Source organism: Thalassobacillus sp. C254 (assembly GCF_001310615.1).
This window is the reverse complement of sequence record NZ_BAXQ01000019.1, coordinates 1-12,460: the sequence shown is the minus strand read 5'-3', so window position 1 is coordinate 12,460 and position 12,460 is coordinate 1. Positions and strand designations below refer to the sequence as shown.

Here is a 12,460-nt window from a genome sequence, read left to right as displayed (position 1 = left end):
GACCGGCTAAAACAAAGCGTGATTAATCCAGAACCTCAGGATCGAGCATATCAAACTCTCTTGCCGCCTCAAGGACATCTTCATACTGGCTGTCATCCGCTTCCACAAATGCTGATGCCCCGCCAAAGATATTTAAAATCTCTTCGTCTTCTATGGCAATAAACGCTTCTTGAATCGCTTCAATTTCGTCCTCTTCCATATCGTGAGGGACAACCCATGGGTATTGATAGAGCTGCTCTGACTCCCAGATAACTTTAATCTGGTCATCGTCGACTGCTCCTTCTTCTACCAGTGCATTATAAATAGCACTATCTACAGCCCCGGCATCAACTTCCTGGTTTTGAACCACTTGTGAAGTAATGTCATGAGAGCCGGTGTAGCGAACGCTGGCAAACTCATGATTATTTTCATCTTCAAATACTCCCCGCTGGTTCAACTCAAGTCCAGGGATCAAAGAGCCTGATGTTGAGGAAATGCTGGCGAATGCAAAGTCAATTTCCTCTCTGTCTTCAAGGAGCTCATCAAGGTCGTCCCACGGTGCTTCCTCATGGGTAATAATATACGAATAGTAATACGGTGCCCCGTCAATTTCCTGAGTTAAAATCGCCTGCGCTCCGCTTTCTTCATGAGCAATTAAATAAGTAAGAGGCCCTAAGTACGCAAGATCAATATGACTGTAGTTAATGGCTTCAACTACAGCGTTATAGTTAGGGTAATGCTCTACTTCTACATCTCTGTCGAGACTTTCTGACAATGTTTCTTCCAGACGATCAAGACCGGTCTGCATTTCACCGATTGACTGAGCAGGGATCACTGCGACTTCTAATACATCATCGTCGCCCTCACCGGCCATTTCGTCTTCCTCAGGCTCTTCTGCTTCTTCCCCGGCTTCCTCTTCTGTTTCTTCTACCTCTATCCCTTCATCCACTTCCTCCTGTCCATCTTCTTCTCCACAGGCTGCGAGGGTGCCTGCAAGAATAATACCTGTACACAACATAGTAAACTTTTTCATAGGAGAATCTTCATCCTTTCACAATTTTCTTATCATTTCCAAAACGTACAAATATCCATTCCATAACGGAATACGATTGCGTTATTAAGCTACCATTGTTTAAGATAATTGTAAAGTTATATGCATACCAAAGGCGGTGGACGTACATGAACGAAAAATGGCTTTCAACCTTTGTTGTTCTTGCTGATCAAGAAAGCTTTTCCAAAGCTGCTGATACACTTCATATATCTCAGTCTGCTGTGACCAAGCATTTAAAGGCTCTGGAACAAAAACTTGGTGTCTCTTTAATTGACCGGGATCATTTCACATTGACCGAGGAAGGAAAATGGGTGTATGAAAAAGCTAGTGAATGGCTGACAGAGTGGGAGGATTTAAAGGAAAGATGCTCCCAAAGGGGCGAAAGCTGGAAAAAAACGTTCCGGATAGGGGCAAGCACCACACCCGGAACCTATTTTCTGCCAAAGTTGTGCAGCGTTTTTATAAAAGCCTATCCTGACATTCGCCTTTCTTTGCAGGTTGATGATTCAGAAACCATCTCTTCTTCCTTAAAGAAAGGAGATTTAGATATGGCGCTCACTGGAGCTTCCATACTCATCCTGAACTTATGGTGGTCCCTCTTATCGAAGACAGGCTTGCAATTATTGGACCTTCTGCTTCTGATAAAAAAAGATAACTTCAATGGAGGAACTGCAGCATCTTCCTTTTATTAAACGAAAGGAAGGGTCAGGTACGTTTATCGCGGCAGAAAGGGGATTAAATGAATGGGGCGGGTCGATGGCTGAGCTTGAAACCGCAGCTATTTCACCTACGACAGAGTCCATGCTTTCACTGGTTGAAGCAGGCATTGGATATGGATTTGTTTCTGATCTTGCACTGCAGCATGAAAAGAAAAGAAACGTTGGGCGATACGGATTTCTCCCCTCGAGCAGAACCTTTTATGCCTCTTACCTTCAGCACGGTGAAAATCTTCAAGAAAGCGAGGCATTTACAAAGCTGGCGAAAAAAATGCTTCCCATGTAAAACAGTAAAAGAAGATCGCTGCCCACAAGAGGCTCAGCGATCTTCTTTTCAAAAAACAAAGGACGGGAGGTAGGCTGCTCCCTCTTAAAAAGGCAGTGCACGCCTTCTACCAAGATTCAACCCTTGTTTTCTTCATTCTTACTTATGCTTTCTTTGTACAAATAAAGGTAAGCTTTTGCCTCTTCAGACGGGTCATGATGCTTTGATATCGTTTTCTTTCCACCAGAAATGAATTTATGTTGCAGCTCAGTAGAAGCCATGAAGGTTTTACATTGCTCCATAAACTCTTCGGCATTATTAAACAAATAACCATTAGAGCCATGAAAGATGACGCTTTTGTTCCCTGGAATATTTCGTGCAAGCACCGGGGTTCCCCAAGCCATAGCCTCTAAGACAGCCATCGGCTGCCCTTCTGAACTCGATGTATTAACGACGATATCCGCCCACTCATAAAGGGTAGACATTCTATCCAAAGGTACTGGTTCCCAGTAATGAAACCATTTATAGTGGTGATCCCATGTCTTTACTTCTCGAAAGGTTTCTTCATCGAGGTTTGCACCAATGATGGCAAATTGCAAATCAGGAAATACCTTTCGTAAAGAAACAAGCGCCTCTCCAAGAAACAATACATCCTTTACCGGACGCAGTCCTGCAGGAAGGAGTATCTTTGGACAGCCAGCAGGAAGCTGCATATCCACCTCCTTGTTATCTTCCAGTTGTATCCCTTGAGGAATGATATGCACTTTCCCTTTGCTTTCTGGAAAGGATCGAAGAACTTTCTCTTTTCCGTCCTGAGTAAACACAGTAATTCCGCTGCTTTGATTTATAATGTCTTTCATTTCTTTCAGTTTATCAGGATCGTTGAAATCCACATTCACATCAGTCCCTCCCGAGGTTAATAAAAGGGGCTGGGTAATTTTGATGCCTGTTTCACTGAGCCATTCTACAAACCTTCTCACATGAAGAGCATGCACGATGTCACTTTCTGCTATGAATTCCTTAATTTTTTCATTACTTTCCTCTTCATAAGAAGCCACTTTTACGCTTACTCCTTCCCGGGAAAGAGCCTGGGTCAAGCGTTTTGCTGTCGTGGCATTTCCTCTGATTGAATAAAGGTAAGGAGTAAGAAAGACAACCTTTAATTCTTTCTTATCCTTAGTTGCCTTCATTTTAGCCATGTCCGTTCCTTATCCTTTCTTGCTGTCCATTTTTCATTATCAAGCCACTCTAAAAAGGAACTAAATACTTCCTGGTCACGCCAAGAACTTCTTTTGCCTCTTGCAAAGTAAATACCTCATTTGTCCCGTCACGTAACTTCCTTTTAGCTTCTGACACAGCCTCTTGGTCCCAAATATGCTTGTCATCCATAGGAACTGCTTTTCCATTTTCTAAAAGGTACTGGCGAAGTTCTTTCATTAAATCGTCTGACAAAGATTGTTCCCTGCTGTCTCTTCAAAAGGGGAAACAAATAATCCTTCCCGTTGCAGAGCGGTGACCACATTTTCCATTCGAGACTCCCAGCCTTTAGGGAAATGTGGAGTGAAATTCTTTAGAGCAATATATTGGTTATTCCTTTTAATTAATTCTTTTTGAATCCCACTATCAAGGAAATGCTCTAACAACCCTTTTGGATAAGATTCTTTATTCTCCTGAAGAATTTCACTTTTATTTTTCCCCGCTCTTAATGGATAGGCAGTATGAAATGTTTCTAAGCTTTCCCTTAAACGATCCATAAAGTTGCCAAATAAATCCGGTAACGTAAACATCTGATTCTTTACTTCAATGACTGTTTCTCTATCCAGCATGAGAGAAAGCGTTTCTTCTGCCTCATCGGCTGTAAGGCCTGAATGTTTCACTATTTCATCCTTTCTCAGCCATTTATACTCAAGGAGAACATCCTTTATCCGGTCTTCCGGCGTCCCTTCGAGATCCTTTTCAAGCTTGTCTATTGTCTCTTGCCCAAACTTATACTTTTGGGTATCCGTATTAATCACCATTCCCCCGCCTATCGTTTCAACAGGAGTTGGCCTTCGCAAGATAAAACGATCTCCTCTCTTTGTGACCACAGGTTCATCAAGCCTTACCTGACAAAGAACCCGCTTTTTCCCTGCTTCAAGAACATTCCGGTCAAAGAATACAATTTTCCCGTATACTTCCGCTGTCCCTAAATGAAGCTTAATATAGCCCCGTTGTTTTAGAGGGAATTTGATCGCATCCACTGTGGTAAGTTCCACATCAATCGTATCAGCAGACACATAATGGTCTGCTGATACAAGGACATCTCCTCTTTCCACTTCTTCCTTGTCAATCCCACCAAGGTTAATAGCAAGTCTTTGACCCGCTATTCCTTCCCTTACAGGCTGCTTATGTACTTGAAGCTGTCTTGCTCTAACCGTTTTTTGGGCTGGAAGAAGATTTACTGTTTCTCCTTCGGCAATTTTTCCTTCGTATACGGTCCCTCTTACGACCGTTCCCTGGCCATGAACGGTAAATACCTGGTCAATTGGCAGGCGAAAGGCTCCCTTAGGGTCTCGGCCAGGGACTCCTTTCATCATTTTCTGAATCCTGCTCTTGAGAAGATCCAAACCTTTTCCAGACAAACTATCAACAAACACCAGGTCAGCTTGCTCAAATGGAGTACCTTGAACTTCTTCCCTGATATCTTCCTCCACAAGTTCCAATAGCTCTTCTTCTACACGGTCTACTTTGGTAACTGCAATTAATGAATGGGTAATTCCAAGAAACGAGAGGATTTCTAAGTGTTCCCTCGTTTGGGGCATCACCCCTTCGTCTGCCGCAACTACTAGGATTACTCCGTCAATTCCCGCCACCCCGGCAATCATCTGGCGGATAAATCGTTCGTGTCCCGGAACGTCAATGATTGAAATATCCATCTCTTCATGTATGGAAAGAGGAGCAAAACCTGGTTCAATCGAAATATTTCTTTCCTTTTCTTCCTGCAGTCTGTCAGTATCTATGTCTGTTAATACTTTTGTAAGTGTTGTTTTGCCATGGTCAATATGACCTGCCATTCCAATGGTGTATGTATGTTTCACGGGTTTCCCCACCTCTTTACTAACGTCTTTACTTACGTACATCTTACTATATTTGAGCAGCCAACAAAAATAATTATGTAAGCACGAGACTCTCTATCTAGTTTTCAATATAAAAGGGTGCACTTTTAGGCAATCAGTTATTTTTCAAACAAGCAAAAACACTCCTATAAGGAGTGTTCCGCCCAGTCCTGAATAATGATGATTCACCGTTTTTATTCTGTCGTAATCTGAAAAGTAACTCCAAATTTATCAGTGACAATTCCGTAAGCCGGACTCCAAAAGGTTTCCTGTAAAGGCATGTTCACTTTTCCATCAGCGCTTAACGCCTCAAACACTTCATTTGTCCTTTCCTTATCGGAAAGAATAATACAAATTGTCACTTGATTCCCTGTCTGGTGGGGCTGGCCCGGAAAAGTATCAGACAGCATCAAATCTGTCTCTCCTACTTTTAACAAGCCGTGTGCTATCCGGTTCTTTGCTTCTTCAGGAAGTGGAAAATCCGGGCTTTCTGGCATTTCGCCAAACGTTTGCATTCCGATAACTTTTGCACCTAAAGCATGTTCATAAAATTCAATCGCTTCTTTACCCGTTCCGTCCATCACGAGGTAAGGATTTAATCTCATGGTCATTACTTGTACACCCCTGTTCATAGGTAAGGTTTAAGACATCATCTATAACGATGTATTGACTTTCGTATAACAAATTCCATAGTGGAAATCATTTTTCCTCTTTAATATTTTCAAAAGATGCTTCTTTATCTATCAGGATGGTTACATCTGAATGGGTCTGTAAAATAGAAGCCGGGAAAGATTCGGTCATTGGGCCAGTAAACATTCTTTTCACAGCTTTTGCTTTCTTCCTTCCAGCAGCTAAAAGGACAATTTTTTTCGCCTGAATAATTGTGTAAAGTCCCATCGTAATAGCATAATGAGGAACTTCTCGTTGATTCTTAAAAAAGCGGGCATTCGCTTTTCTTGTATCATTGGTGAGCGTTGTGACATGCGTCCCTTTTTTGAAGGAGGTTCCTGCTCATTAAACCCAATATGCCCATTTTCTCCAAGTCCTAAAATTTGGAGGTCAATCCCTCCTGCACCCTTTATCTGTTTTTCATATTGTTCACATTCCTCTTGTAAGTCACTGGCCAACCCATCAGGTACAAAACGATTAGCTGGTAAGAGATCTACCTTGCTAAAAAAGTGACTTTGCATATAATAATGATAGCTGTTAGGATGGGACCGATTCAATCCTCCATATTCATCCAGATTAAAGCTGACAGTTTTTTGATAGGATGTTCCATTTAGACGGTGGTCTTCAGCCAAAAGTTCATACATACGAAGAGGAGTGCCCCCGGTTGCCAGTCCAAAAACAGAATCTGGTTTTTCCCTTACATGGCTGCTTACTATTTGGGAAGCCTTGACACTTACCATTTCATAAGAAGAACATATGATGACTTTCATTGGATTCCTCCTTACATACATCCCGCCCTTTATCTAACAAAGGGTTTGTTTCTATTTTAGTGTCTTTATGTATGATATGTAAGGATTCCCGGTGCGTCTCAGCAGCTGCTTTATCTTCAAATCTTCTTAGGGAAATAGAGGCTGCTACCATAGAATGTTAGAGCATTCTCAACCCGTAACCCCCCCCTTGATTTTCTGCGCCCAACATAATAAAATAAGTATCTGTGGCCGAAAGGTCTTTACGGGGCTGGTTGTGATGCTGGTGCACGCCGAGGTCTTCAAAACCTTCAGGGAGGCTCGTGCAGTCTCCGGTGGGTTCGATTCCCACACAGTCCCGCCAAATCAACATTTTTCTTAGCTACATAAATTATAAAGGGTTCTTTATTTTCCCTTCCTAAAACTTCAATTCATTTTTCTAATTTCCTATAATTTCAAACCATTCTTGGAAAAAATGTGCAAAAGTAACCGTTCAGAGTTACTTAATTTATCGATTTTCTTTTGTTGTTCTGCTCTTTCGTGTAGCTTTCTAAGTTGTTCGTAAAGGCTAGAGTCGAAATCCTCTACATCGTCTCGATATCTCAAAATATCTTGTTCGTACTCACTTAACTCCTTCCCTATACGCCTTTACCGCTTTCTTCATAAGAGTATCCAGTATCTTTTCACACAGCTGCAATTGTTCTGTTGTCGTACAAACATCTATCAGCGCTTTTGTATCTTTGTAAATTTTCTTGTCTTCTTTCGAGAGAAACTCGATAGGTCTCATGGTATCACCTTCCTCTGCTAACTCCACATCATAATAAGACAGAACAAAATTATATATTGTCTTTTATTTTCCGGAGTTCAGTTTCAAATAAATCATAAATCTCGATGATATCCTTATCTGAAAACCCCTTCTCAATCATTGTCTTTACCCTTTCCAACTTATCTTTTTCAATTTCATCAAGAACTAGAGAATTCTCATCTAAGATTGCCTTTTTTCTACTTTGATACTCAGCCCAAGTTTGCTTACCATTACTCACGGTATCACCTTCCTCCGCTAACTCCGTGTCATAGTGAGCCTCGCTGATTTTATACTCTTCTTCCGTTACGTTCATGTGGGAGATATCCTCGGTCACTTCGACCTTTATGCCTCTTCCGGCTCTCTTTTGCAACTCCCACAATCTCTCTTCATCCGAAATTTTATTTAATTTACGCTTGAGGTCGTTTTCATCAAAATCAAAATCGCTACCACGAAGATACTTAATTACTCCTTGTCGAAGAGTTCTGAGTTTTGCTTCTTGCTCTTTATTCGCATCCCAAAATTTTTCCATTGAGTTCTACTTTATCCTCCTTCATTGGTTCTGGAATAGGGTCTCCGTGCTCCAATTTAATTTCAATATAATCCCTCTTTACTTCCTCAAGTTCCGATAATAGTTCTTCCAAAGTGTCCGCAGTGGTATGGCATCCGTCCAATTCGGAAACTTTCCCATAGTAGTATTCTTTGCCATTCTTTTCGTTTACTTTTTTATATATCACCGTATAGTCAAGAGACAAATAATAATTTAAATCCTTGTTCATTTTCTCTTCCCTACCTTTTTATAACCGCATTTTTTATTGATTTTCAAATTCGTCTATTATTTCTTTGACCTGACTTGAGATTAACCTGTGCTTTTTGAAATTTCTTCGATGGGTTCCCCTGAACCATGCAATTTCATTACCTTGGCTCCAAGTAGCATCATTTTCTTATTCTCTTCTTTTTGAAATTTTTCAAATGCAGCTCTCATCTTAATTCCCCTCGATTAATTCATTTGAATTGAACACTTCTGTTTTTACTTGGTTTCTTTTCGGGGATACATCTGAACCGACTACTAAATCACCTTTAACGATTTTGTCTAAATGCCACCACCAGTAAGTGTATGGGATGTTGTTTTTGTCGGACAAAGTGAAATCATACACATTGCTAATATGATTAAGCATTTCTTCGACATTGTTTAATAACATTAAATCAAACATACGCAAAAGAGTAATCTCAGAGTTGGTTAGCTTATCTATATTTTTTTGAATTTCCGTTCTATCGTTAACCATTCTCAGTTGTTCGTAAGGGCTGCAATCCAAATTCTTTACATCGTCTCCGTAATTCAAAATATCTTGTTTATAGTTACTCATTTAAACACTCCCTTGAGATATCAAGTTTTCATTTTGAAAATTGCTTAGTATCAGGGGTTTTAGCGATTTCGTATACCTTGTTGCTTTACGCTATTCACGAACATTTGCAAAGAGATGACGAGTTGACGTACCAAAATTCGAGCTGTAGACACGAAGAGTCCCCTCCCTCTTAGATGCTAATTTCCATTATTTAATTCTTTTTTTAAATCATTCAACTCGTCTTTTGTTATTACCATAGCTTCTATAATGAAATCCTCAGATTTACTTCTTTCTAGATGAGTTTTTAAAATTTTTTAACAGGGCTTTTTTTTCACCTTCTTTTCTAAGCTCATCATCGTAATTTTCTAATATCTGGCTCATTTTTAACGCCTCCTTGAGATATCGAGTTTTCATTTTGAAAATTGCTTAGTATCAGGGTTTCCTCGTTCATTTCCTCTTCCCAACCTTTTTTAAGGAGAATAATCCGTTTTTCCTTCTCTTTCTTTACGTGGTTTTTTAACGGTTCATTCTTTATGTCTTTCATAATTACACAAATCAACTTCGTTACATCTTGCTTCCGTTCTTCATCCTCATCAACGAGTCCCTTCTCAATTTCCGACCTTACCGTTTCTTTGTCCGTAAATGTATCTTCTTCGGTTGAATTAATTACCTTAATCGCCAGTTCTGTCGTCCTTATACGGTAGCTCGTTCCACTGTCTTTATGGTACTCTAGCTCTTTTTCTAGCTCCTTTAGCAAATCCTGTTTGGATACTCCTTTCAACAAGTCCACTTCCGCAAATCCTCTTGTGTATTCGCCAGGAGGAATTTCACTTGCCTTTATTGGTAAGGTCGTGGTTTTTGGTTTCCATTCATCTATTTGTTTCTTTATTCTTTTAACGTGTTCCTGACTGATACCGGTCTTATTCGCTACTTCTTCTATTTCTTTTCCTTCCTTTAAACATTCCGCAGCAAGCAAAATTCGATTAAGTGTTTCTTCTTCTATATCCTTATCGTGTTCACTCTTCTTCAACTTTTTCAGGTCATAGGGAGATATTTCTGTATACTCTAGAATCTTGTCGTCATCAATCTTGCCTTCAACCATTCTCTTTGCAATCCGCAAGCTACTTCTGTACTCGATTCTTTCTTCCGTCTCTTTGTCCAACGTTATTCCTCCTCTCTTACTTGTTTCTTAATTGTACCGTCCGAGTATTCTTTTATGAGGTTACCTTCGTCATCTTCGTATATAACTTCAACTCCTTTTGACCACGATTTTTCCCTTGCCTTTCCACCTGCCAGACGAATCTTTTTTCCGATTGCATCTTCGTCCAACGATTCCTCCTTTTTAAACTCTTCGACTAACTACTTTATCTTCTCGATAGGGAGACCTGTTTTATTAGATACTTTTTCGCAAGACTCCCCTTTAGATATCCTCTTAATGACATTGACAATCACTTTATCTCTTTCACTCTGAAATTCTTCAAACACTGACATTTCAAACACCTTCCCGTTTTCCTCTTATTTTCGCTCGAAAAAGAAGGGAGTCGATTTTATTTTTATAATACGACGCTTCACCAGGCGTTATGGAATTGTTCATTTTATCTCGAAGGAAGAGAGGTGTTCAACCTCTCTTCTGGTTATCTTTATCTTCATTTTCCCCCTCCTGTTTGATTCGTGATGATAACATGACCTCGGCCCAGTTCTTTCGGTGAAACTCCAGCAATTCTTGTTTTCTCTTCTTTTCCTCTTCATACTACGTTTCAATTCCATCATCCCCTTATAATTTTATTTGGTTTGATAATTTCTTTATCAACACTGTTTTAGAGGGATACCAGAAGTACAAGACTTCCCCACCTTGTTTAGTCTTTACTATCCATCCAGAACGATAGTCATCTGTGATTTTCAGTCTGACTTCTTCGAGAAGAAAATACTTTCTTATCTCTCTCATTACTTCCCAACTTTCATTTTTCATGCAGTTCCCTCCCTTCTAAAAAACTAGGTAGGAGGACTTTCGTCACCCTCCTTTCAATATCCTTCCTTTTTTGCAAATTTAACAAACATTTGTTCGCATTTTTTTATTCTGAACCAATTATCATATACCAAATAAGGGAGGTAAATTTTATAGCTAGATGTGATTTAATATTGTGGGTGTTATATTAGAAAAATCCTTTTGGGAGATAAACGTGGCAGAATCTAAACTCAGAAAACTAAGGATTATACTTTGGTGAAGGGGATGCACTTTCAAAAAGACGTTAGCCAGAAAGTAGCTTTCTCATATGTTCGAAGAAAAATTTGAAATTTTATAGAGTTTCATCAATTGTTGATTTTCATTTAACAAACCAGCTGTTATCTAAAAGAAAAAAGGTGGGTTTGCGCACAAAGTATTATAGGATAACAAGAACCACATATGAAAAAAATAGAAGAAACGAAAGCTACACTGTTTTTTGTATTATTTTCTAATATAATATTATAATCTTATATAAAAAACTCTCTGTCTAAGGACAGGATGTCTATAAAACAACAGAAGAGTATGTACAGAAATGTACACACTCTTTATTAGCTGTTTACTTTTATTTTTTACCAATCAATGCGATTATCATAAATGGTGTTCGTCATGTTTCTTAGTTCAAATATTTTATCGAGTACTTTAGTGGCTGCCTTTCTTACAGGTTCAATTATTGGTTTACGGTCATTCTCAAAATAATAAAAGGCATCTCTATATCCATGCTCCTTTAACATTTTTGCTAAATACATCCCATCCTCTAAAGCCCATGATGCACCAATTCCCAGCATTGGATTGGTGGCATGAAGGGCATCCCCTACAAAAGTGACTCGACCATGATACCAATGAGGCAGTTCTTCCAACTCAAAGATATTTCTAGAGGTAATGCTTTCTGTATTGTTCAGAAGTTCACTAAATGGATTATCCCACCCACTAATTTTTTCTGATAACCAATCCTTTATAAACTGATTGTCTGCCAACTCTAATTCTGTTGCAGGAATTTTTCTTTCTTCTTTCCCCACAAATTGCCATAATATATCTGCTTCTGAAGTGGGTGAACATTTACTTACAAAAGTACCTAAATAATTATCAAAATCACCATAGACACTTGCATTAGTATCAATTGTTTGCTTTACATTCGAAGAAGATACCAGCCCGTGAATGCCATAGTAACCAGCATAAATAGGTTTAATTTGAGGATATATTATTTCTCTTGTTCTTGAATGAATGCCATCCGCCCCAACTAAGATCTCTCCCTTTTCCTTTGAATTGTCAGAGAAGAGAGCTGTAATACTATCAGAGTTTTGTTCGAAATTAACCAGCTTTTTATTGTAATGTACGGGAATATTATATTCCTCAGCTTTTTCTAAAAGTAGTTTCATTAGGCTATGTCTACTTATGGTAATAAAGGTTTTACTAAAAAATCATTTCCCGCAAAAGTCATGCTGGACAGTTCTTTATAGTTACTGGTGTATGTTGTCTCAGATTCCAAGGGAAAACTATGGTCTGCAATATTATCTATACCCAGTGTTTCCAGAACATTCAGGCCATTTGGTGTGAGTACAAATCCTGCCCCGCTTTCTCTTTCAATCGAAGCACCTTCAAATACGCTACTTTCTATTCCAGCCTTTTTTAAAAATATAGCAGTGGCAAGACCGCCAACACCAGCCCCAATGATGATTACTTTTTCTTTCACATGAAACACTCCTTTTTTATAACCAGGGGTTAAAACAATTAATAAGCTTATGGAAAATATACTATCATTTATTCGGACGATCTGTCAATTAATTTG

Annotated in this window: 17 protein-coding genes, 1 tRNA gene and 1 pseudogene; 3 read left to right on the top strand and 16 right to left on the bottom strand. The window is 39.3% G+C overall.

What is annotated here, in order from left to right:
* Window positions 1-22 precede the first annotated feature (22 nt).
* A complete protein-coding gene (gene phnD / locus JCM19033_RS15760) occupies window positions 23-1,012 on the bottom strand; it encodes a phosphate/phosphite/phosphonate ABC transporter substrate-binding protein (RefSeq protein ID WP_054637003.1) in 990 nt (329 codons plus the stop codon).
* Between the two features lie 146 nt (window positions 1,013-1,158).
* Here phnD and JCM19033_RS15755 point away from each other — a divergent pair, with 146 nt between their 5' ends.
* Window positions 1,159-1,722: a LysR family transcriptional regulator gene (locus JCM19033_RS15755; RefSeq protein WP_054637002.1), complete on the top strand. Its 564-nt coding sequence runs from the start codon at window positions 1,159-1,161 to the stop codon at window positions 1,720-1,722.
* Window positions 1,691-2,032: a LysR substrate-binding domain-containing protein gene (locus JCM19033_RS15750; RefSeq protein ID WP_054637001.1), complete on the top strand. Its 342-nt coding sequence runs from the start codon at window positions 1,691-1,693 to the stop codon at window positions 2,030-2,032. The genes JCM19033_RS15755 and JCM19033_RS15750 overlap by 32 nt, the downstream gene beginning before the upstream one ends.
* 116 nt (window positions 2,033-2,148) lie before the next feature.
* On the opposite strand, the gene JCM19033_RS15745 is transcribed toward JCM19033_RS15750, so the two are convergent.
* The 5 genes and pseudogenes from JCM19033_RS15745 to nagB form a co-directional block, all read right to left on the bottom strand.
* Window positions 2,149-3,210, bottom strand: coding sequence for a glycosyltransferase (locus JCM19033_RS15745; protein ID WP_054637000.1), 1,062 nt, complete (start codon window positions 3,208-3,210; stop codon window positions 2,149-2,151).
* A gap of 49 nt (window positions 3,211-3,259) precedes the next feature.
* Window positions 3,260-3,463: a hypothetical protein gene (locus JCM19033_RS27615; protein WP_306301372.1), complete on the bottom strand. Its 204-nt coding sequence runs from the start codon at window positions 3,461-3,463 to the stop codon at window positions 3,260-3,262.
* Complete coding sequence (gene selB / locus JCM19033_RS15740; protein ID WP_306301371.1) at window positions 3,448-5,088, bottom strand: selenocysteine-specific translation elongation factor; 1,641 nt, start codon at window positions 5,086-5,088, stop codon at window positions 3,448-3,450. Before selB ends, JCM19033_RS27615 begins: the two co-directional genes overlap by 16 nt.
* Window positions 5,089-5,300: 212 nt before the next feature.
* The gene (locus tag JCM19033_RS15735; protein ID WP_054636999.1) at window positions 5,301-5,717 is read right to left on the bottom strand and encodes a VOC family protein; all 417 of its coding nucleotides are present in this window, start codon (window positions 5,715-5,717) and stop codon (window positions 5,301-5,303) included.
* A gap of 88 nt (window positions 5,718-5,805) precedes the next feature.
* A pseudogene (gene nagB, locus JCM19033_RS15730) lies at window positions 5,806-6,545 on the bottom strand (glucosamine-6-phosphate deaminase).
* Window positions 6,546-6,788: 243 nt separating this feature from the next.
* Here nagB and JCM19033_RS23670 point away from each other — a divergent pair.
* Window positions 6,789-6,885, top strand: a tRNA-Sec gene (locus tag JCM19033_RS23670).
* A 258-nt stretch (window positions 6,886-7,143) separates the two neighbouring features.
* On the opposite strand, the gene JCM19033_RS23665 is transcribed toward JCM19033_RS23670, so the two are convergent.
* The 10 genes from JCM19033_RS23665 to JCM19033_RS15690 all read right to left on the bottom strand — a co-directional run bounded on the left by JCM19033_RS23665 (window position 7,144) and on the right by JCM19033_RS15690 (window position 12,364).
* Window positions 7,144-7,308 carry a hypothetical protein gene (locus JCM19033_RS23665; RefSeq protein WP_157049927.1) on the bottom strand — a complete coding sequence of 55 codons (165 nt, stop codon included), beginning with the start codon at window positions 7,306-7,308 and terminating at the stop codon, window positions 7,144-7,146.
* A 49-nt stretch (window positions 7,309-7,357) separates the two neighbouring features.
* Entirely contained in the window at window positions 7,358-7,855 is a 498-nt protein-coding gene (locus JCM19033_RS15720) for a hypothetical protein (protein ID WP_054636997.1), read from the bottom strand.
* Window positions 7,830-8,102 carry a type II toxin-antitoxin system HicB family antitoxin gene (locus JCM19033_RS15715; RefSeq protein ID WP_054636996.1) on the bottom strand — a complete coding sequence of 91 codons (273 nt, stop codon included), beginning with the start codon at window positions 8,100-8,102 and terminating at the stop codon, window positions 7,830-7,832. The genes JCM19033_RS15720 and JCM19033_RS15715 overlap by 26 nt, the downstream gene beginning before the upstream one ends.
* Before the next feature lie 80 nt (window positions 8,103-8,182).
* Window positions 8,183-8,308 (bottom strand): hypothetical protein, encoded by a 126-nt coding sequence (locus JCM19033_RS26255; RefSeq protein ID WP_269758299.1) that lies wholly within the window; start codon window positions 8,306-8,308, stop codon window positions 8,183-8,185.
* 1 nt (window position 8,309) lies between these two features.
* Window positions 8,310-8,690 (bottom strand): hypothetical protein, encoded by a 381-nt coding sequence (locus JCM19033_RS15710; RefSeq protein WP_054636995.1) that lies wholly within the window; start codon window positions 8,688-8,690, stop codon window positions 8,310-8,312.
* 331 nt (window positions 8,691-9,021) lie between these two features.
* Window positions 9,022-9,831, bottom strand: a complete 810-nt coding sequence (locus JCM19033_RS15705) for a hypothetical protein (protein WP_054636994.1) — start codon at window positions 9,829-9,831, stop codon at window positions 9,022-9,024.
* A 2-nt stretch (window positions 9,832-9,833) separates the two neighbouring features.
* Entirely contained in the window at window positions 9,834-9,998 is a 165-nt protein-coding gene (locus tag JCM19033_RS23660) for a hypothetical protein (RefSeq protein ID WP_157049926.1), read from the bottom strand.
* 445 nt (window positions 9,999-10,443) lie between these two features.
* Window positions 10,444-10,638: a hypothetical protein gene (locus tag JCM19033_RS15700; protein ID WP_054636993.1), complete on the bottom strand. Its 195-nt coding sequence runs from the start codon at window positions 10,636-10,638 to the stop codon at window positions 10,444-10,446.
* 605 nt (window positions 10,639-11,243) lie between these two features.
* Window positions 11,244-12,050 carry an FAD-dependent monooxygenase gene (locus JCM19033_RS15695; RefSeq protein WP_054636992.1) on the bottom strand — a complete coding sequence of 269 codons (807 nt, stop codon included), beginning with the start codon at window positions 12,048-12,050 and terminating at the stop codon, window positions 11,244-11,246.
* Between the two features lie 14 nt (window positions 12,051-12,064).
* Complete coding sequence (locus JCM19033_RS15690; protein ID WP_054636991.1) at window positions 12,065-12,364, bottom strand: NAD(P)/FAD-dependent oxidoreductase; 300 nt, start codon at window positions 12,362-12,364, stop codon at window positions 12,065-12,067.
* Window positions 12,365-12,460: the final 96 nt, after the last annotated feature.